22 protein-coding genes are annotated in these 19,475 nt (G+C 69.7%); 11 read left to right on the forward strand and 11 right to left on the reverse strand.

Features of this window, described 5'->3' with window-relative positions; all coding sequences use genetic code 11:
* Positions 1-80: 80 nt before the first annotated feature.
* Together HCA44_RS13395 and HCA44_RS13400 are read left to right on the forward strand one after the other, a co-directional pair.
* The gene (locus HCA44_RS13395) at positions 81-728 is read left to right on the forward strand and encodes a helix-turn-helix domain-containing protein (protein ID WP_169649081.1); all 648 of its coding nucleotides are present in this window, start codon (positions 81-83) and stop codon (positions 726-728) included.
* A gap of 52 nt (positions 729-780) precedes the next feature.
* Positions 781-969: a hypothetical protein gene (locus HCA44_RS13400; protein ID WP_169649083.1), complete on the forward strand. Its 189-nt coding sequence runs from the start codon at positions 781-783 to the stop codon at positions 967-969.
* Positions 970-972: 3 nt separating this feature from the next.
* On the opposite strand, the gene HCA44_RS13405 is transcribed toward HCA44_RS13400, so the two are convergent.
* Together HCA44_RS13405 and HCA44_RS13410 are read right to left on the reverse strand one after the other, a co-directional pair.
* Entirely contained in the window at positions 973-1,863 is an 891-nt protein-coding gene (locus HCA44_RS13405) for an amidohydrolase family protein (RefSeq protein WP_169649085.1), read from the reverse strand.
* Positions 1,864-1,910: 47 nt separating this feature from the next.
* Positions 1,911-2,471: a ribonuclease H gene (locus HCA44_RS13410; protein WP_169649087.1), complete on the reverse strand. Its 561-nt coding sequence runs from the start codon at positions 2,469-2,471 to the stop codon at positions 1,911-1,913.
* 184 nt (positions 2,472-2,655) lie between these two features.
* Here HCA44_RS13410 and HCA44_RS13415 point away from each other — a divergent pair, with 184 nt between their 5' ends.
* Complete coding sequence (locus HCA44_RS13415) at positions 2,656-3,561, forward strand: DNA-3-methyladenine glycosylase 2 family protein (protein WP_169649153.1); 906 nt, start codon at positions 2,656-2,658, stop codon at positions 3,559-3,561.
* A gap of 18 nt (positions 3,562-3,579) precedes the next feature.
* Positions 3,580-4,401, forward strand: a complete 822-nt coding sequence (locus HCA44_RS13420) for a hypothetical protein (RefSeq protein WP_169649089.1) — start codon at positions 3,580-3,582, stop codon at positions 4,399-4,401.
* A 250-nt stretch (positions 4,402-4,651) separates the two neighbouring features.
* On the opposite strand, the gene HCA44_RS13425 is transcribed toward HCA44_RS13420, so the two are convergent.
* Genes HCA44_RS13425 through HCA44_RS13435 form a run of 3 tightly spaced genes read right to left on the reverse strand, consistent with a single transcriptional unit; the run spans position 4,652 to position 7,068 of the window.
* Entirely contained in the window at positions 4,652-5,104 is a 453-nt protein-coding gene (locus HCA44_RS13425) for a MaoC family dehydratase (protein WP_169649091.1), read from the reverse strand.
* A gap of 50 nt (positions 5,105-5,154) precedes the next feature.
* The gene (locus HCA44_RS13430) at positions 5,155-5,892 is read right to left on the reverse strand and encodes a GntR family transcriptional regulator (protein WP_169649093.1); all 738 of its coding nucleotides are present in this window, start codon (positions 5,890-5,892) and stop codon (positions 5,155-5,157) included.
* Between the two features lie 9 nt (positions 5,893-5,901).
* Positions 5,902-7,068 carry an acyl-CoA dehydrogenase family protein gene (locus tag HCA44_RS13435; RefSeq protein ID WP_206038091.1) on the reverse strand — a complete coding sequence of 389 codons (1,167 nt, stop codon included), beginning with the start codon at positions 7,066-7,068 and terminating at the stop codon, positions 5,902-5,904.
* 154 nt (positions 7,069-7,222) lie between these two features.
* Between HCA44_RS13435 and HCA44_RS13440 the strand changes: the two genes are divergently transcribed.
* From HCA44_RS13440 to HCA44_RS13450, 3 genes are read left to right on the forward strand one after another with little or no spacing between them, the layout of a single operon-like run.
* On the forward strand, positions 7,223-8,077 hold the full coding sequence (locus HCA44_RS13440) for a CoA ester lyase (RefSeq protein WP_169649095.1): 855 nt from the start codon (positions 7,223-7,225) through the stop codon (positions 8,075-8,077).
* Complete coding sequence (locus HCA44_RS13445; protein WP_169649097.1) at positions 8,074-9,072, forward strand: MaoC family dehydratase; 999 nt, start codon at positions 8,074-8,076, stop codon at positions 9,070-9,072. The genes HCA44_RS13440 and HCA44_RS13445 overlap by 4 nt, the downstream gene beginning before the upstream one ends.
* A 16-nt stretch (positions 9,073-9,088) precedes the next feature.
* Entirely contained in the window at positions 9,089-10,231 is a 1,143-nt protein-coding gene (locus HCA44_RS13450; RefSeq protein ID WP_346764706.1) for a CoA transferase, read from the forward strand.
* An 89-nt stretch (positions 10,232-10,320) separates the two neighbouring features.
* Here HCA44_RS13450 and dmpG read toward each other — a convergent pair whose 3' ends face one another.
* From dmpG to HCA44_RS13475, 5 genes are all read right to left on the reverse strand, one after another.
* Positions 10,321-11,349, reverse strand: coding sequence for a 4-hydroxy-2-oxovalerate aldolase (gene dmpG, locus HCA44_RS13455; protein WP_169649101.1), 1,029 nt, complete (start codon positions 11,347-11,349; stop codon positions 10,321-10,323).
* Positions 11,349-12,305 (reverse strand): acetaldehyde dehydrogenase (acetylating), encoded by a 957-nt coding sequence (locus HCA44_RS13460; protein ID WP_169649103.1) that lies wholly within the window; start codon positions 12,303-12,305, stop codon positions 11,349-11,351. The genes dmpG and HCA44_RS13460 overlap by 1 nt, the downstream gene beginning before the upstream one ends.
* Positions 12,302-13,120, reverse strand: a complete 819-nt coding sequence (locus tag HCA44_RS13465; protein WP_169649105.1) for a fumarylacetoacetate hydrolase family protein — start codon at positions 13,118-13,120, stop codon at positions 12,302-12,304. The genes HCA44_RS13460 and HCA44_RS13465 overlap by 4 nt, the downstream gene beginning before the upstream one ends.
* A gap of 68 nt (positions 13,121-13,188) precedes the next feature.
* Entirely contained in the window at positions 13,189-13,911 is a 723-nt protein-coding gene (locus tag HCA44_RS13470; protein ID WP_169649157.1) for an IclR family transcriptional regulator, read from the reverse strand.
* Between the two features lie 107 nt (positions 13,912-14,018).
* Positions 14,019-15,224, reverse strand: a complete 1,206-nt coding sequence (locus HCA44_RS13475) for a CaiB/BaiF CoA-transferase family protein (protein ID WP_169649107.1) — start codon at positions 15,222-15,224, stop codon at positions 14,019-14,021.
* Between the two features lie 158 nt (positions 15,225-15,382).
* On the opposite strand from HCA44_RS13475, the gene HCA44_RS13480 reads away from it, so the two are divergent.
* Genes HCA44_RS13480 through HCA44_RS21045 form a run of 4 tightly spaced genes read left to right on the forward strand, consistent with a single transcriptional unit; the run spans position 15,383 to position 19,336 of the window.
* Positions 15,383-16,918: an AMP-binding protein gene (locus HCA44_RS13480; RefSeq protein WP_169649109.1), complete on the forward strand. Its 1,536-nt coding sequence runs from the start codon at positions 15,383-15,385 to the stop codon at positions 16,916-16,918.
* On the forward strand, positions 16,915-17,970 hold the full coding sequence (locus tag HCA44_RS13485; protein ID WP_169649111.1) for an MBL fold metallo-hydrolase: 1,056 nt from the start codon (positions 16,915-16,917) through the stop codon (positions 17,968-17,970). The genes HCA44_RS13480 and HCA44_RS13485 overlap by 4 nt, the downstream gene beginning before the upstream one ends.
* A 53-nt stretch (positions 17,971-18,023) precedes the next feature.
* Positions 18,024-18,785, forward strand: coding sequence for a crotonase/enoyl-CoA hydratase family protein (locus tag HCA44_RS13490; RefSeq protein ID WP_169649113.1), 762 nt, complete (start codon positions 18,024-18,026; stop codon positions 18,783-18,785).
* Positions 18,782-19,336: an enoyl-CoA hydratase/isomerase family protein gene (locus HCA44_RS21045; RefSeq protein ID WP_169649115.1), complete on the forward strand. Its 555-nt coding sequence runs from the start codon at positions 18,782-18,784 to the stop codon at positions 19,334-19,336. Before HCA44_RS13490 ends, HCA44_RS21045 begins: the two co-directional genes overlap by 4 nt.
* Here HCA44_RS21045 and HCA44_RS13500 read toward each other — a convergent pair.
* Positions 19,254-19,475 (reverse strand): zinc ribbon domain-containing protein (locus HCA44_RS13500; RefSeq protein WP_169649116.1); only part of this gene is annotated, 222 nt, incomplete at its 5' end. The two genes, HCA44_RS21045 and HCA44_RS13500, sit on opposite strands and share 83 nt — an antisense overlap.

Genomic DNA, 19,475 nt, shown 5'->3' on the forward strand with positions numbered 1-19,475 from the left:
TCCGATGCAGGGACGCGCGGCTCGCGCCCCGCGTAGGCTCGCTCGGAGCATCGATCGCGCGTGTTCGGGAGGTGGCCGGCATGAGCGGACCGGGACGCCCGAACAGCAACCGACCGCACGTACGGGCCGAGATCGAGGTCCGCATCTTCGACGCGGCACGTGAACTCTTCCGCGCACTCCCCTACGACGAGGTCACCACCCACTCGATCGCGCGCCACGCCGCGGTCGCGAGCGGGACGGTGTTCCGCTACGCGTCGACCAAGCCCGAGCTGCTGCTGATGGTCTACAACGCGGCATTCCGGGAACGCGTCGCGCACGGCCTGGACGCTCTGGCCGAGGCGCGCGGCGACGACGCGCGGTCCGACGCCACCGCGCAGATCATGGCGCTCGTGTCGCCGGTCGTCGCCGAGTCTCTCGGCGACGAGAACGTCGCGACCTATCAGCGTGAGGTGCTGTTCGGCCCGGCCGACCGGTACCGCGGCGAGGCGCTCGAGATCGTCGCCGGACTGCGCGGTGCGATCGCTGCTGCACTCGCGGACGCGTGGCGCGAGCGGCACGGCTCGTCGCCACCAGACCCCGAGATCGCGGCCCGCACGGTGTCGACGTCGCTGCACATGACGCTCGTGCGGGCCGCGCACAGGAGCACCGGCGGGGCCGCCGAGGTGCTCACCGACCTGGCCGCACAGGTCGAACTCGTCACACGCGGCTATCTCGCGGCGCGCCCCTGACGGAATCACCGAACCGGACGCCGCGGCCGCGCGGCGAGCGGACACTGGACTTATGGCCCGAGGCGATCATCCGCAGCGCACCCCGTTCTACGGGGTGGTCATGATCATCGCGGCACTGCTCGCGGCGTTCTTCGTGTACCGCGCCGATCCCGCGCCGTGGGTGCAGGTGATCGTGTTCGTCGTGGCCGCTGTGGTGGCCGCGGTCGGCTTCGTCATGACGTTCCGCGACTACTCGCGCTGACGTTCATGCAGGCTGCGGCGCCGGAAGGTCGAACAGCGCGGCCGCATTGTCGTGCACGACGCCGCGCAGCCACGACTCGTCCAGACCGAGCGTGGTGAGCGCCTCGAGCGCATGCAGGTAGCGATAGGGGATGTTGGGGAAATCGCTGCCGAACAGGATGCGATCGCCCAGCGCGGCGAGCCTCGGCACGTCCGTACGCGGGAACGGGACGTCGGCCTCGGCGAAGTCCGTGAACGCCATGGTGGTGTCGAGTCGGACGTCGGGGTAACGCTCGGCGAGATCGAGGAAGGCGCCGTACTCGGGCATCCCCATGTGCGCCACCACGAGTGGCAACGCCGGGAACCGCGCCAGCAGCTGCGCGATCGGTTCGGGTCCGGTGTACGTGCCGGGTGCGGGCCCCGAACCACAGTGGATGACGATGGGGACGCGGGCGTCCTCGAGTCGGCCCCACACGTCGTCGAGCAACGGGTCGAGCGGCGAATAGTCGCCCACCTGGATGTGCGACTTGAACACGCGTGCACCGGATTCGATTGCGGCACCGACATAGTCGGCGGCCCCGCGCTCGGGATAGAAGGTCCCGGTGTGCAGGCAGTCGGGTGTGCGCGCCGCGAAGTCGGCGCCCCACGCGTTGAGCCACTCGGCCATGCCCGGCTTGTGCGGATAGATCATCGACGTGAAGCGTCGCACTCCGAACTCCCGTAGGCGCGCGACACGGGTGTCCTCGTCGTCTCGGTACGTGATCGGCCACGGACGCCCGACGAGCGGGCCTGCCGCGTCGAAGTACGCCCACACCTTGTCCATCACGTTGCGGGGCATGAAATGCGTGTGCACGTCGACGATTCCGGGCAGACCGAGCTCGCGCCAGAACCGCGTGACGCCCGCGATCTCCGCCATGTCGGCGTCAGGTCGGACAGGGCTCGCGGAGTCGGTGGCACACATGGTCAGAACAGCGTGAGAGCGTCGTCGGCCGATTCGTCGGCGGCAGGCTCGGCAACGGTGGCAGGCCGGAGCTCGGCGCGCACCGGCTCCGGAGACGTCTCGCGCTTCGCGACTGTCTTCACACTCGCCGGCTGCGCCGCCACCGCACGCGCGGCGTCGCCCGCGAGCGTGTCGGCCATCTCGTTGAAGTGGTTGCCGACGTGGCCGCGCACCCATCGGAAACGTACCGGGCCGGGACGCTCGGCGATCGCGGCGTCGATGCTCTGCACGAGCGCGAGGTTCTTGACCGGCGAGCCGGTGGAGGTCTTCCAGTTCTTGCGACGCCATCCGGCGATCCACTCGGACGCGCACTTGATCGCGTACTGCGAGTCCGACTCGATGAGCAGCGGCTCGTCCCCCGGGTGCGCCTCGATCGCCTCGAGCAGCGCGCGGAGTTCGGCGATCTGGTTGGTACCGGACGCCTCGCCACCGCTGCGGCTGGGACCCTCGTGATTGACCCACGCCCAGCCGATCGCCCCACCGGGGTTACGCAGACAGGATCCGTCGGTGCTCACGATGATCATGCCTTCGGACTCTACGTCCGCGCCCCGACAGCGGTGAGGCCGACACGGCCGTGCCCGCGACGCCCACCACATTTCGGCGGCCGCGATGTGGGCCCGCTCAGGATCCGGCGCTACGCTCGCCGTGATGACCGTTCCGCTCGACCCGGCCACACGCACCGCTCCCGACGCTCCGGCGTCCGACGGCATGCAGGCCACGCTGACGTCCCGACGCCCACTGGACGTCGCTCTCACGCTCGCCCCGCACGGCCGTGGGCCGGGCGATCCGTGCCAGCAGCGCGCCGCCGACGGCTCGATCTGGCGCACGTCCCTGCAGGCCACGGGGCCGGTCACGTATCGGGTCACGCAGACCGGCCGGCACAGCGCGCGCTGCCAGGTGTGGGGGCCGGGTGGCGCCGAACTGCTCAGCCGGTTGCCCGCGCTGCTCGGCGACGAAGACGCATGCGACGACTTCGCACCCGCCCACCCCATCCTCGCCGAGGCCCATCGCACCCACCCGCACCTGCGCATCGGCAGCACGCGGCGGGTGTTCGAAGCCCTCGTGCCCGCGGTGCTCGAACAACGCGTCCACACCATCGCGGCGCACCGCTCGTGGCGTCGGCTCGTCCGCACGCACGGCACGCCCGCACCCGGGCCCGCGCCGGACGGCATGCGCGTGCCGCCCGCTCCCGACGTGTGGCGGCGCATCCCGTCGTGGGAGTACCACCGCGCGAACGTCGACCCGAGTCGGTCGCGCGCGATCGTGCGCGCCGCCGAGGTCGCCGATCGACTCGAAGCCCTCGCCGACCTGCCGCCCGACGACGCACAGCGCCGTCTGACGTCGCTGCCGGGCATCGGTGTGTGGACGGCGGCGGAAGTCGCACAGCGCGCGTTCGGCGACGCCGACGCACTCGCCGTCGGCGACTACAACATCGCGCGCATGGTCGGCTGGTCGCTCGCGGGCCGCCCGTTCGACGACGACGAAATGGTCGAATACCTCGAAGACGTACGTCCGCACCGTTACCGTGCGGTGCGTCTGCTGGTCGTGAGCGGCCACGCGGTGCTGCCGAAGTTCGGCCCGCGCACGCCGATCGTCGACCACACCTGGCACTGAAACAGCGACAATCGGTGGGTGGACTTCGACAGCGTCGCGGACTTCCTGTACGGGCTGTGGCCGGCCGAGTTCGTCGCCGAACGCACCAAGGCCGCCGCGTCCGCGAAGAAAGCCGGCCATCGCGAGCTCGCGAGTGAGATCGCACGCCTGAAGAAGCCCACGGTGACCGGCTGGGCGCTCAACCTGCTCGCCCGCACACAGCCGCGCGAGCTCGCGCGCCTCCGCGCGTTGGGCCGGTCCCTGAGCCGTGCTCAATCGTCGCTTGACGCGGCCCGCATGCGCAGCCTCGCCGACGAGCGCACCCAGCTCACCAACACACTCGTCACCCGCGTCGCCGAAACCGCGTCGACACGCGGCCACCTGCTGTCGGCCGGAGTGGTGCGCGAAGTCGGCCAGACGCTCGGTGCCGCGGTCGCCGACCCCGATGTGGGCGACCGTCTCGAAAGCGGGCGCATGCTGCGCGGCGAGGACTACAGCGGCTTCGGGGAGTACGGGGGCTTCGGGGACGGCGCCGTCCTCGCCTCGGTGCCCGATCCTCCGGAAAACCCGGACGACGGCGCGGACGCCGGGGTCGCGGCGGAACGGCAGGCCGAGGAGCGCGCAGCCGCGCACCGGGCCGTCGTCGACGCGGAACGCGCGCTGGGCCGAGCCCGCGAATCCGCCGCCCGGACCCGTGCGGCAGTCGACGAATCCGTCACGCGAATAAGGGAGCTGAAGTCCGAACTCACCCGGGCGGAACAGGAACAGCGGTTCGCGGTATCGGCTCGCAATGCCGCCGACAAGGCCGTCCGTGACGCCGAAGCCGCTGTGGCCGAGGCGCGGGAACGCTTGGACGACTGACTGTCCGGGACAAACGTAGGTGAGGGCAGCTCTGCTTCGCCGACCCCGGCGGCCCGCATCGCGCCCACCGTCCACGATCGTCGGAATCTGTGGGACGCACTGCAATACAGAAGGGGCGTCCAGACTCGCCCGCACACCGAGCGTCGACATTCGCACCCTGATGTGGAGCAACAGCGCTCTACGACAAGAAGACCCGCTGAAAAGGTGCGAGCCCACGGATCCCGTCCGGACCGGTGGGCTCGCGGCATTGTCAGGGCACGATCACGCGGATCGTCTCGGCCAGGCAGGCAGGCTTGTCCGAGCCCTCGATCTCGACCGTCATCGTGACGACGACACGAGCGCCCTTCGGCGTGCTCTCGAACGACGTGATCTCGCCCGACGCGCGCACCCGCGAGCCGACGAGCACCGGCTGCGGGAAACGCACCTTGCCGAGGCCGTAGTTGATCGTCATCGACGTGTTCTCGACCTTCATCAGATCGCCACCGAGGAGCGGCAACAGCGACAGCGTCAGGTAGCCGTGCGCGATCGGACCGCCGAACGGACCCGCCGCCGCGCGCTCGGGATCGACATGGATCCACTGATGATCGCCCGTCGCCTCCGCGAACTGGTTCACCCGCTCCTGAGTCACCTCGAGCCACTCGCCGTGGCCGAGCTTCTCACCGACCGCAGCCTCGACGGCGTCGATGTTCTCGAAAACCCGCATGGTTCAACTCTCCTCGATCATCCGTGCCCGCTCCTTCGGAGCGTTCTGTGCTATCCGTGCCCGCTCCTTCGGAGCGTGACGCGATACGTGTAGTGCTCGGGAAGAAAATAGCTCACCGCCAACTCGTCGGCGCGGCCCTGTGTGTCACTGTAGAGACGATCGACGCGGAGCATCGCGTGGCCTTCTTCGCAGCCGACCTCGGCGGCCACCGATGCCGGGGCGGTCGCGACGGTGATCGACTGCGCTGCTTCGATTATCGGGCTGTCCAGGTGCGGTTCGAGCAGTCCGATGATCGTGTAGGCGCTCGACGCGCCTGCCTGCAGCTCCGGCGCGTCGGCCACGAGCCGCGCGACCCGCTCGGGCAACGACACCGTCGTCACGACGAACGGCACGCCGTCGTGCAGTCGCCGGAACACCAGTCGGTACACGACGTCGGTGTCGAGCCGCAGCCGGCCCGCGGTCTCGATGTCGACGCGTCGGCGCAGCGGCTCGAGCACCTCCATCGTGGTGTCCGCCGACAGATTCATCAGGTCCTCGATCGAACCCAGTTGCCGCAGGTAGCGGCCGTCGGACTCGGTCGCGAACGTGCCGCGCCCGGGCACCCGGTACACGATGCCCTCGGCAACGAGGTCTTGGAACGCACGGCGAACCGTCTGCCTGCTCAGACCATGTCGATCGGCGAGCTCGGACTCGGTGGGCAGCTTGACGCCGTCGCGGAACCGGCCCGCCGCGATCTGACGTCGCAGCTGGTCCGACAGCAGACGGTAGGCGGGGGGCGAATCGTTCATGTCGTCTCGCTACACGCCGCCGCGTGCGACGAGCTGGCCCACGATGACATTGCGCTGGATCTCGTTGGTGCCCTCGCCGACGATCATGAGCGGTGCGTCTCGGAAGTAGCGTTCGACGTCGTACTCCGTGGAATAGCCGTAGCCACCGTGGATCCGGACCGCCGACATCGCGATCTCCATCGCCGTCTCTGACGCGAACAGCTTCGCCATTCCCGCCTCCATGTCGCACCGTTCGCCGCTGTCGTAGCGTTCCGCGGCGTGCCTGGTGAGCTGACGGGCCGCGGTGAGTTTGGTGGCCATGTCGGCGAGATAGTTGCCGACGGACTGATGCTTCCAGATCGGCTTGCCGAAGCTTTCGCGCTGCTGCGCGTACGCGAGCGAGTCCTCGAGCGCCGCGGCCGCGACGCCGAGCGCACGGCAGGCCACCTGGATGCGCCCGGTCTCGAGGCCCTTCATCATCTGTCCGAAGCCCTGGCCGGGCTCCCCGCCGAGAATCGCCGTCGCGGGAATGCGGTACCCGTCGAACGACAGCTCGCAGCTCTCGACGCCCTTGTAACCGAGCTTGGGCAGATCACGCGAGACGGTCAGGCCGGGACCGTGTTCGACGAGCACGATCGAGATGCCGGTGTGCCGGGGCTCGGCTTTGGGGTCGGTCTTGCACAGCAGCGCGATCAGCTGCGATCGGCGCGCATTGGAGATCCATGTCTTGCTTCCGCTGATGACGAGGTCGTCGCCGTCGCGTGTGGCGGTGGTCGCCATGTTCTGCAGGTCGGAGCCACCACCGGGTTCGGTGAGCGCCATGGTGGCGCGGACCTCGCCGGTCGCCATGCGCGGCAGGTACCGCTGTTTCTGCTCGTCGGTGCCGAACAGCGTGAGCAGCTTCGCGACGACGGTGTGCCCACCCATCGCGCCCGCGAGACTCATCCAGCCGCGTGCGAGTTCCTCGGTGACCCGCGCGTAGCACGGCATCGAGACGGGCGATCCGCCGTATTCCTCGGGCACCGCGAGCCCGTAGATCCCGATCTGCTTCATCTGCTCGATCCACTTCTCGGGGTACTCGTTGGCGTGTTCGACCTGCTGAACCGTCGGCTTGACGTCGCGGTCGACGAAGGCCCGCACCGTACGGACGAGGAAGTCCTCTTCCTCACCGAGTCCGGTCGAGATCGTGTGCGTCATGGAATCCACCTGTGCTCGTGCCTGCGTCGATTTGTACGGCCATATTCGGCGCGTGCAAGTCGGATGTCAACCGTTGTGGCCACGCACCACCGAGTGGTAGGAAAACATCACACGACCAATTGGCCGCACAAATGCGGCGCGGGAGGAAATCTTCGTGACCGACAGCCACACCGTCGCCCGGCGCGCCGTGCTCGTTACACCGGCGTCCGACGACCGCAAGGCGCGCAAAGCGCTCGAGTCCACCGCCGGCGAGGTCGTTCTCGACCTCGAAGATGCCGTCACCGCGGCCCACAAGGACTCGGCCCGTGCGGCCGCGGCCGTGCTCGCCGCCGAGTACGGCGCCACTCGCACCGTCTCGATCCGCGTCAACGGGCTCGCCACCGAGTGGGGCCGGGACGACCTCGCGGCGTGTCGACGGGTGGGCGACGCATTGTCGTCGGTTGTCGTGCCCAAGGCGGAGACGGCGGCGGGCCTACGTGACGCCGACGCGGCATTGGACGGCACCGGGATCCGGCTGCAGGCGCTCGTCGAGACGCCACTCGGGATCGAGAACCTGCGCGAGATGTGCGGCGCCACCGACCGACTCGCGGCGCTCGTTCTCGGGTATGCGGACCTCGGTGCAGCGCTGGGTCGTTCCGCCGCCGCCGCGCCCGCACAGTGGCTCGCGGTCCAGGATCGCGTGCTGGTCTCGGCCCGCGCGCACGGCGTCCAGGCTGTCGACGGCCCGTATCTCGGCATCCGTGACGACGCGGAGTTCCGCACCGCGAAGCGCTGGGTCGCCGACCTCGGATTCGACGGCACGTGGGTCATCCATCCGGCGCAGATCGACACGGCCACTGCAGTGTTCACACCGAGCAGTGAGGCGGTCGACGACGCGACTCGGGTGCTGGCAGCCCTCGCGGACGCCGAAGCCGCGGGCGCGGGTGCCGCGCAGCTCGACGGCAAGATGCTCGACGAGGCCGTCGCGGTCGCCGCACGGCGCACCCTCGCGCGGGCGGGCGCCCGATGAGCCGCACGGTGGCGGTGGGCGGCCCGTACTTCGACGACCTGGAGCCCGGTCAGGTGTTCGACGGCGCACCGTCGGTCACCCTCACGGAAGGGCTGTCGGCCGCACACCACGCGATCGTCGGACATCGGGTGCGACTGCCGCTCGACGCGCACCTGTCGGCGGCCGTCACCGGTGCGTCGACGGCAGTCGCGCATCCCGGGCTGGTCACCGATCTCGCTATCGGACAGTCGACGCTCGCGACGCACCACGTGAAGGCCAACTTGTTCTACCGCGGCTTGCGTTTCCACCGGTTCCCGCATCTCGGCGACACGCTGTCGACGCGCACCGAGGTCGTCGGCCTGCGCGAGAACTCCGCCAAGCCGGGCCGCGCCCCCACCGGCCTCGCCGCATTGCGGATGCACACCACCGATCAGTACGGCCGCACCGTGCTCGACTTCCACCGGTGCGCCATGCTGCCGCTGAGCCCCGACGCCGACCCGGATCGCACTCCCCGCTCCGACGACCTCTCGCACGTCGGCCCGGCCGACGAGCCCAGGTTCGCGATTCCACCGGACTGGGACCTGGGCGTGTACCGCGAACGCGTGCCCGGCCCGCACTTCGCCCCGGCGCTCGCCGGCACGGTCTTCCAGAGCAGCGCCGACGTCGTCACGAGCGCACCGGAACTCGCGCGCCTGACGCTCAACATCGCCGCGACACATCACGACGAGCGGGTCGGCCAGGCCGGCCGTCTCGTGTACGGCGGGCACACCATCGGCCTCGCACTCGCACAGGCCACGCGCGCGCTGCCGTCGCTCGTCACCGTCCTGGCGTGGCAGTCGTGCGATCACACCGGACCGGTCCACGAAGGCGACACCCTCACGAGCGAGTTGCACGTCGAATCCGCCACTCCGCTGGATGATTCGGGTGTCTTGCAGCTGCGCTCGCTCGTGTACGCGCACGACACCGACACCCCGCGTCCGGTACTCGACTGGCGCTTCGCCGCCCTCATGGCCTGAACCGGAAGGACTCTTCGTGACACCCAACGACTCTGCCCGCCCACTCGACGGACTCCGCATCGTCGAAGTGTCCAGTTTCGTCGCATCCCCGCTGTGCGGTCTCACGCTGTCGCAGCTCGGCGCCGAGGTCGTTCGGGTCGACCCGATCGGCGGAGCGGCCGACGTGCACCGCTGGCCGGTCACGTCCACCGGAGAGTCGATCTACTGGACCGGCCTCAACAAGGGCAAGAAGTCGGTCACGTGCGACATGCGCAGCGAGGACGGCCAACGGCTGGTGCAGCGACTCGTCACCGAATCCGGCGACGGCGGCGGCATTCTCGTCACCAACGCGGGTGGACGCGACTGGCTGAGCTACGACACCCTGGGCGCGATGCGCCCGGACGTGATCACCGTCGAGGTTCTCGGCACCCACGACGGCCGCACCGGAGTGGACTACACCGTCAACGCGGGCCTCGGCTTCCCGATGCTCACCGGGCCCACCGACTACTCCGGCGTCGTCAACCACGTTCTGCCGGCGTGGGACGTCGCGTGCGGTCTGTATGCGGCGCTCGCCGTCGCGTCGGCCGTCCGCAGGCGCGAGCGCACCGGGCGGGGCGCGCGGATCACCCTGCCTCTCGACGACGTCGCACTGTCGATCTCGAGCGCGCTCGGCTATCTCACCGAGACACAGGTCAACGGCCGCAGCCGCGAGGCCACCGGAAACGATCTATACGGCACGTACGGAACGGATTTCGAGACGGACGACGGCGGGCGGTTCATGATCGTGGCGCTCACGCCACGGCATTTCCGCGATCTCGTCGACGTGACCGGGACCCGCGACGCAGTCGAGGCCGTGGAGAAGACTCTCGGCGCCGACTTCGCGAAGGAAGCCGAAAGGTACACGCACCGCGCGGTGCTCAACGGCCTGTTCGCACCGTGGTTCCGCAGCCGAACCTCGGTGCAGGTCGCGGACGCGCTCGCGTCGACGTCGGTGTTGCACGAGCGCTACCGCACCTTCCAGGAGGTCACGGACAGCGGCGAACTCGAGGCCAATCCCCTGTTCGCGGAACTCGACCAGCCCGGGATCGGACGCTTCCTCGCGGCGGGACTGCCCGCGTCGTTCGACGGCGAGCACCTGTTCACCGGCCCGGCACCGGAACTCGGCTCCCACCACCCGTGAGCACTTTGCGAGTCTCTGCACGCCTGAATCACGCACGGGCGCCGCGACCTGGGTGATCGCGGCGCCCGTGCGGTGTTACGAGGGACGAGTCAGGCGGACACGCCGTCCCGTTCGGCGACGAGGCTCAGCGCGATGTCGACGATCATGTCCTCCTGGCCGCCGACGAGCTTGCGCTTACCCGCTTCGAGCAGCAGCGTGCGGACGTCGATGCCGTAGCGGGCCGACGCGGCCTCGGCGTGCCGCAGGAAGCTCGAGTACACGCCCGCGTAGCCGAGAGTGAGCGTTTCGCGGTCGACGCGCACCGGGCGGTCCTGCAGCGGACGGACGATGTCGTCGGCCGCGTCCTGCAGCTTGAACACGTCGCACCCGTGCTTCCACTCGTACAGGTCGGCGACGGCGATGAACGGTTCGATCGGGCAGTTTCCTGCGCCCGCACCGTGTCCCGCGAGCGACGCGTCGACGCGGTAGACGCCTTCCTCGACGGCGACGACGCTGTTGGCCACCGACAGCGACAGGTTCTCGTGCGCGTGGATGCCGATCTCGGTGCCCTCGTCGAGGACGTCCTTGTACGCGCGGATGCGGTCGCGCACGCCGTTCATGGTGAGCCGGCCGCCCGAGTCGGTGACGTAGACGCAGTGCGCGCCGTACGATTCCATGAGCTTGGCCTGCTTCGCGAGCTCTTCGGCAGGCGCCATGTGGCTCATCATGAGGAAGCCCGACACGTCCATGCCGATCTCGCGGGCCGTCGCGATGTGCTGTGCCGACACGTCGGCCTCGGTGCAGTGCGTCGCGATGCGCACCGACCGCACGCCGAGATCCCACGCATGCTGCAGGTCGTGCACGGTGCCGACGCCGGGCAGCAGCAGGGTTGTGAGGCGCGCGTTCTCGATGACCGACGACGCGGCCTCGATCCACTCCCAGTCCGTGTTCGAGCCGGGGCCGTAGTTGACCGATCCACCCGCGAGGCCGTCGCCGTGTGCGACCTCGATCGCGTCGACGCCCGCGTCCTCGAGCGCGCTCACGATGCGTTTGACGTCGGCCGGGGTGATGCGGTGCCGGATGGCGTGCATGCCGTCGCGCAGCGTGACGTCCTGGACGAAGATCGTGGTGTTGCTCATCAGCTGTTGTCCTTCTTCTGGGCGATGCGCTCCGCGATCTGCATGCCTGCGGAGGTCATGATGTCGAGGTTGCCTGCGTACGCGGGCAGGTAGTGGGCCGCGCCCTCGACCTCGAGGAAGATCGACACCTGGTGCGTCGGGCGGTTGCCGTCGACGAGCAGCGTCTCGACCGGCTGGTCGGCCGGGATCTCGGATATCTGCACCTGTTGCTTGAGGCGGTAGCCGGGCACGTACGCCGCGACGTCGCCGACCATCTTCTCGATGGACTGCCGGATCTCGTCGTGCGTCGACGGATCCGGAGCGTCGACGAGGCAGAACACGGTGTCGCGCATGATGAGCGGCGGCTCGGCCGGGTTGAGGATGATGATGGCCTTGCCGCGCCGTGCGCCGCCGACCGTCTCGATCGCGGACGACGTCGTCTCGGTGAACTCGTCGATGTTGGCGCGCGTGCCGGGGCCCGCAGACTTCGACGCGATCGACGCGACGATCTCGGCGTAGGCGACCGGGACGACGCGCGAGACGGCCGCCACCATCGGGATCGTGGCCTGGCCGCCACACGTCACCATGTTCACGTTCTGTGCATCGAGGTGCTCGTCCGCGTTGACGGCGGGCACGACGAACGGGCCGATCGCGGCGGGCGTGAGGTCGATCAGCCGCTTGCCGAACGGCGCGAGCCGCTCGTTGTTCGCGATGTGCGCCTTGGCCGACGTCGCGTCGAACACGATGTCGATCTCGTCGAAGTTCGGGAGCTTCACCAGGCCCTCGACACCTTCTGCGGTGGTGGGGACCTTCATCCGCGCGGCGCGCGCGAGGCCGTCCGATTCCGGGTCGATGCCGACCATCGCGCCCATCTCGAGCACGTCGGAGTGCCGGAGCACCTTGATCATGAGATCGGTGCCGATATTGCCCGATCCGATGATCGCGACCTTCGTCTTGTCCGAACCGGTCTTGCTCATGAGTGGTTTCCTTCCACGAAACGGGCGGTCACGGTGCCCAGACCGGACACGGTGACGGAGACGGTGCTGCCGCCGGAGACGGGAGCCATCGGGCCGAGCGCGCCCGACAGGATGACCTGGCCCGCCGTGAGCGGCTGGCCGAGTTCACGGGCCGTCTGCGCCAGCCAGACGACGGCGTCGATCGGGTCGCCGAGGCACGCGGCGCCGTTGCCCGTGGACACCTCGGCGCCGTCGATCGACATCGACATCGTGACGTCGACCGGCACGATCTCGTCGAGCGTGCGACGCTCGGTGCCGAGCACGTACACGCCGGACGACGCATTGTCGGCGACGGTGTCGCCGAACCGGATGTCCCAGTTCTCGATTCGGCTGTCGCAGATCTCGAGCGCGGCGACGGCGTAGTCGATGGCGTCGCGGACCTGCGCGGCGTCGAGCTCGCCGTCGACGAGATCCTTGCCGAGCACGAAGCCGACCTCGCCCTCGACCTTCGGCTGGATGAGCCGCGACATCGGGATGTCGGCTCCGTCGTCGAAGCTCATGTCGTCGAACAGGACGCCGAGGTCGGGCTGGCCGACGCCGAGCTGTTCCTGCACGGCCTTCGACGTCAACCCGATCTTGCGGCCCACCACGACGGCACCGGCGTCGGTGCGGGTCTCGTTGAAACGCTGCTGCACGGCGTACGCCGCGACGAGGTCGTCGGCGCCGATGAGGTCGCGGATCGGGGCGCACGGGGTTCCGCTCGCGGCGGCGGCCACGAGGCGGTCCGCTGCGGCCACGAGGTCCGCGTCGGGGATTCTTGTCGTCGAAGTCACCATCTCAGCGTGCGCTCCCGGTGCACGCTGGGACAACGCCCAGGTTCCGCTGAGCGGAACCTGGGGATCGGTCAGTCCGTCAACTCGGAGCGCCGTGCAAGGGTGGCGGAGATGCCGCGCGCGGCGGCGCGCACCGCGCCCGCGTGCCGCTCGGGCTGGAAACCCGTCGTCGGGCCCGTGACGCTGACCGCCGCGACGATCCGGTCGTCCCGGTCGAGCACGGGCGCGGCGACACAGACGACCCCTACCGCGGACTCCTCGTACTCCCGCGACAGGCCGCTCTCGCGGATCTCGTCGAGCTGGCGGCGTAGCCGGCCGGGCTCGGTGACGGTGCGCGGTGTGAAGCGGGCGAGCGGCTCGGCGAGGATGCGGTTCTGCTCGTCGACCGGCGAGAACGCGAGCAGCACCTTGCCCAGCGCGGTGGCGTGCAGTGGCATCCGGCCGCCGATGCGCGACGGAGCACCGCCACCGAGGTGCGCGCCGATCTTCGCGACGTAGACCACCTCGGAGCCCTCACGCACCCCGAGGTGGACGATCTCGCGGACGCGGTCGCGCAGTTCTTCGAGGAACGGGCCGGACACCTCGATCAGCCCTCGCTCGACGGACGCGCGCATGCCCAGCTCGAACACGAGCCGCGACAGCCGGTAGGTCGACCCGGTTCGGTCGAGCAGGCCGTGCTCGACGAGATCGCCCAGCAGGCGATGCACGGTGGCCTTCGGCAGCCCGGTGGCGTCGCGGATCTGCGCGAACGTGAGGGTGGTGCGTTCGACGGTGAACGCCTGCAGGATCGCCATGGCCTTGCCCAGCACGGTGTCGCGACCGTCGGTCACGGCGTCCTCCTCCCGTGCGCTTGTGAGCACTCGACGAGTCCGGGTACGCCTCTTTCGCGCACGGCACGAGCCTATCGCGACGAGTTCTGCACGATCCCGTCGGCGACGAGGTCTGCGAGTTCGTCGGCGGACACCCCGTGCTCGCGCAGAATCGCGGCGGTGTGCTCGCCGAGGGCGGGCACCGGATCCATCCGCATCTCGACGTCGCCGAAGGTCATCGGCGGCAGCACCGCGCGCACCGCGCCTGCCTCGGTGTCCACGTCCCGCCAGCGGTCGCGCTCGCCGAGTTGCGGGTGCGCGACGACGCCGTCGAGTTCGCGCACCGCCGCCGCGGGCACGCCCGCCGCGGCGAGCCGCTCGGTCAGCTCTGCCGTCGTGAACCGCACCGTCTCGCGGGCGACGGCGGCGTCGACCTCACCGCGGTGGCGCACCCGGAGAATGTTGGTGGCATAGCGCGGATCCGCGGCCAGATCGGGGCGGTCCAGCACGTCCTCCGCGAGAGTGCGCCAGCCCCGGTCGTTCTGGACCCCGACGAGCAACTCGCCGTCCTTCGTGGGGTACTTGTCGTACGGCACGATCGCGGCGTGCCCGACGCCCGCACGCGGGATCTGCCGATCTCCGTAGAGCCGCATGTACATCGGATGACCCATCCACTCCACCGTGGCATCGAACATCGAGATCTCGATCGCCGCACCGACTCCGGTGGTCGCGCGACGCACCAACGCGCCCAGAATCGAGGTCAGCGCATACATGCCTGCCGCGATGTCGGATGTCGGAATGCCGGTCTTGGTGGCGTCGTCGGGCGTGCCGGTCACCGAGATCAGACCGGATTCGGCCTGCACCAGCATGTCGTACGCCTTGCGGTCGCGGTAGGGCCCCGACGACCCGTACCCGGACATGTCGACGACGACGAGTTCGGGGTGCTCGCGGCGCAACTCGTCCGCACCGAAGCCGAGCCGGTCGGCGGCCCCGGGCGCGAGATTCTGCACGAAGACGTCGGCACCGTCGATCACCGAGCGCAACAGCGCCCGGCCACGCTCGGACTTGACGTCGATCGCGAGCGATTCCTTCGACCGGTTCAGCCACACGAAGTGCGTGGCGAGCCCGTGCACGGCGTCGTCGTAGTTGCGGGCGAAGTCGCCCTCACCGACACGCTCGATCTTGACGACGCGCGCCCCCATGTCGGCGAGGTGTCGCGTCGCGAGCGGTGCCGCGACGGCCTGTTCGAGTGCGACGACGGTGATGCCGTCGAGGGGTAGCCGGCCTGGTTCGTCCACCGTCGAACCATCACCCACCGGGCGTCGCGAGTCAACGTCCGCACCATAGGCGCTTCCTCATGGATCGTTCGCCCACGGAACTTTGCCGTGCGCTGCGCGGGGTGGTCGGATGACCTGCGAGGGCCTCGCTGCCCACCGCGACGTCAGGAGTGTGTCAGTTGAGCGATCTGCATCTGCCGGAACGAATCCGCCGACACGCACAGGACCGACCGGACCGGGTCGCGGTGATCGACGGCGACGCAGCCCTCACCCACGCCGAGTTCGACGCACTGACGTCCCGCATCGCCGACGCGCTCACCCGCGTCGCACGCCCGGGCGACCGAGTGGGCGGCGTTCTGCGGATGGGACTACCCGGGGCCGCACTGTTCGTCGCCGCCGCGAAAGCGGGCATGGTGTTCACGCCGCTCAACTGGCGGTTGCCCGCGGCCGAGGCCGCGGTGATCGCGGTCGACGCCGGACTCGCGTTCGCGTTGGTCGACGACTCCGATGCCGGCGCCGCGGCGGCCCTGAGCGCGGCACTGCCCGACGCGACGGTGCTCCGCACGGACGGCGAGTGGGACGCGTTCGTGGCATCGGGAGCAGTCCGCGACCCGGGTTTCGGCGCGGCCGCATCGGCGCCGCTGCTGCAGCTGTACACATCCGGAACGACGGGGCGCCCCAAGGGCGTCGTGATCACCCACCGCAATCTGTACAACGACGCAGAGGCCTTGAAGGTGTATGCGTGGCAGGACGATTCGGTCGCGCTCGGCGCGATGCCGCTGTTCCACATCGCGGGCGCCGGTTGGCTGAGCACGTGCCTGTCCGCCGCTGTGCCGGTCGTGCTGCTCCCGACGTTCGACGCCGACGCCGTCCCGCGACTGATCGAGGCGCACCGCATCACCCACGCATTCCTCGTCCCGTCGACCATTCGCATGCTGCTCGACAGCCCCGCCCTCGACCAGCACGACGTGTCCAGCCTGCAGCTCGTCGCGTACGGCTCGTCGCCCGCCACGGCGGCTCTGCTCACCGAGGCGATCGCGCGCTTGAACTGTGGTTTCCTGCAGCGTTACGGCATGACGGAGACGGCAGGTTCGGTCACGGCGCTGCGCACCGGCGACCACGACCCGAGCGGGCCCCGCAGCCACCTGCTGCGGTCGGCGGGCACTCCGATGCCCGGAGTCGAGTTGTCGATCCGCGACGTCGTCACGGGTGAACCGCTCGGTCCCGGCGAAACCGGCGAGATCGTGTGCCGTTCGCGCAACAACACCGAGCGGTACTGGAACAGGCCCGACGAGACGGCCGCACTGTTCACCACCGACGGCTTCCTGCGCACAGGCGACGCGGGCCATCTCGACGACGACGGCTATCTGTTCGTCACCGACCGCATCAAGGACATGATCATCAGCGGCGGCGAGAACGTGTACCCGATCGAGGTCGAATCCGCGCTCGCGGAACATCCCGCCGTCGCGGATGTCGCCGTCGTGGGCGTGCCCCATCCGGTGTGGGGCGAAGCGGTCACGGCAGCGGTGCGGCTCGTCACGGATGCGCCCGCGCCCACCGAACCGGAGCTGATCGCGTTCGCGGGTGCGCGGATCGCGTCGTTCAAGAAGCCCCGCCGGGTCGTGATCGTGCCCGATCTTCCACGCGGGTCGACCGGCAAGGTGCTGAAAAGGCAGCTACGGCAGGAACTGTCGGTGCACGAGGAGACGGCATGATCGAGACCACCGGGATCCGGCAACGCGAGGCGTGGCGCGACAAGGTACTCCCGCCCGTCGAACAGGTCCGCCCGGGCATGTGGTCGATCCCGGTGCCCATGCCGGGCAATCCGCTGCGTTACGTGCTCGTCTACGCGCTCGCCCTCGACGACGGCCTCGCGCTCGTCGACACCGGTTGGGACAGCGAGGAATCCTGGACCGCACTGACCGACGGGATCCGCGCCACCGGGCACGACGTGTCGGACGTGCGGATCGCCGCGATCACCCACCTGCATCCCGACCACTTCGGGCTCGTGCCGCGAGTGCAGGCCGCGAGCGGGGCCGCGGTCGCGATGCATGCCGCAGACGCCGCCTTCCTCGCGTACCGCACCCCGGACGCGTTGCGTCGCATGAAGCGTGAATCCGACACCCAGCTCGCGTGTCTCGGCGCACCCGAGCCGGTCGTCGACGCGGGCCTGATCGATCTCGTGCGGCTCGCCGAGGGCCAGACCGTCGACGTCATGCTCGGCGACGGCGACACTCTCGACCTGCCCGGCTGGTCGCTGCGCGCGGTCTGGACGCCGGGCCACACCCCCGGGCACCTGTGCTTCGTCGAAGAGACCACCGAGGTCGTCTTCACCGGTGACCATGTGCTGCCGCGGATTTCGCCGAACATCTCCGTGATTCCAGGGCAGCTGCCCAACCCGCTCGACCGCTACCTGGCGTCACTGCGGCGCACCGCGCTCATGCCCGACGGCGAAACCCTGCCCGCGCACGAGTACCGTTTCCGCGGCCTCGCGGCACGGGCCCGCGACCTGCTGCACCACCACGACGCACGGCTCGACGAGATCGCGGCCGCGGTCACGGACAGGCCCGAGTCGACGGCGTGGGACGTCGCGGCGGCAATCTCGTGGTCGCGGCCGTTCGCCGACATGAACGCCAACCTCGGCCGTCTGGCCGTGCGCGAGACCTATTCTCATCTCCTGGTACTCGCGTCCGGCGGCCGAGTCGCCGGCGACGGCCCGTCACCGGTGCGTTGGAGTCCCGCGCCGACGCCCGTGTCAGTGCCGTAACCCAGCCCGTGCCCGTGTTCCAGCCCTGCGTCGCAACCATCGAAGGAGATCCCATGAGCACAGTACTCACCGAGTTCGCCGACGGCGTCGCCGTCATCACGCTCAACCGTCCCGAGGCGAAGAATGCCGTCGACCTCGAGGTCGCGGAGGCCGTCGCCGCCGCGATCGACGAGTTCGAGGCACGCCCCGACATGACCGTCGCAATTCTCACCGGCGCGGGCGGCAGCTTCTGCGCCGGAATGGACCTCAAAGCGTTCACGCGCGGCGAGCGGCCGTCGCTGCCGGGCCGCGGCTTCGCCGGAATCGCGCAGTCGCCGCCGACGAAGCCGTTGATCGCCGCCGTGGAGGGCTGGGCGCTCGCGGGCGGCTGCGAGCTCGCGCTTGCCGCGGATCTGATCGTCGCCGCGAACGACGCCAAATTCGGCCTGCCCGAGGTCAAACGCGGCCTCGCCGCGGCAGGCGGCGGACTGCTGCGACTCGCGAAGACGCTGCCGTACCAGCTTGCGATGGAGATCGTGCTCACCGGTGACCCACTCACCGCGCAGGTCGCACACACGCACGGGCTCGTCAACCGGCTCACCGAGCCCGGCCGTGCACTCGACGGCGCACGCGAGCTCGCCGCGCGGATCGCCGCCAACGGGCCGCTCGCGGTGCGCGCGAGCAAGCAGGTGCTCTCTGCGTCGATCGACTACGCGGCGGGCGACGGCTTCGCGATGCAGAAGGCGATCATCGACCCCGTGTTCGCGTCCGCCGACGCACAGGAAGGCGCCACGGCGTTCGCCGAGAAGCGGGCGCCCGTGTGGAGCGGCAAGTGAGCGACCGGGCCGTCGTCGTCGACCGCGACGGGCCGGTCGCGACCATCACGCTCGACCGGGCGGAACGCAAGAACGCGCTCACCCCCGAGATGTACCGTGCGCTGCTCACGACGTTCGACGCCCTCGGCACCGACCCCGACGTGCGGGCCGTCGTGCTGACCGGGGCGGGTGGCAATTTCTGCTCGGGTGCCGACCTCGGCGCGCCGGCGCCGCCACACCCGATCGAACGCATGCGGCTGATCACCGCGGTCGCGACGGCGCTCACCGAGCTGCCGAAGCCCAAGGTCGCGGCGATCGAGGGCTATGCCGTCGGCGCCGGGTGGAATCTCGCGCTGCTGTGCGATCTCGTCGTCGCGGCGAGCGACGCGCAGTTCATTGACGTCCTCCCGGCCGTGAACGACCAGGATTCCTACAGCGACACGGTGCGCCGCTTCGGTGGGTTCCTGTTTCACCGGGACGTGCCTTCCGCTACGCGGCAGGACTTACGGTCCCTCCACAGGCGTTTAACCTCTCCGCACGTCCTGCGGCGAGAATGTTCTTCGCAGCGTTGATGTCGCGGTCGTGGACCGCACCACACGCTGCACACGTCCACTCTCGAATCGAGAGCGGCTTCGGTCCGTCGACCACTCCACACGCCGAGCAGAGCTGCGACGAGGGAAACCAGCGGTCGATCTTCACGAACGCCCGCCC

This window comes from Rhodococcus sp. HNM0569 (assembly GCF_012726205.1).
Classification (GTDB): domain Bacteria; phylum Actinomycetota; class Actinomycetes; order Mycobacteriales; family Mycobacteriaceae; genus Rhodococcus_F.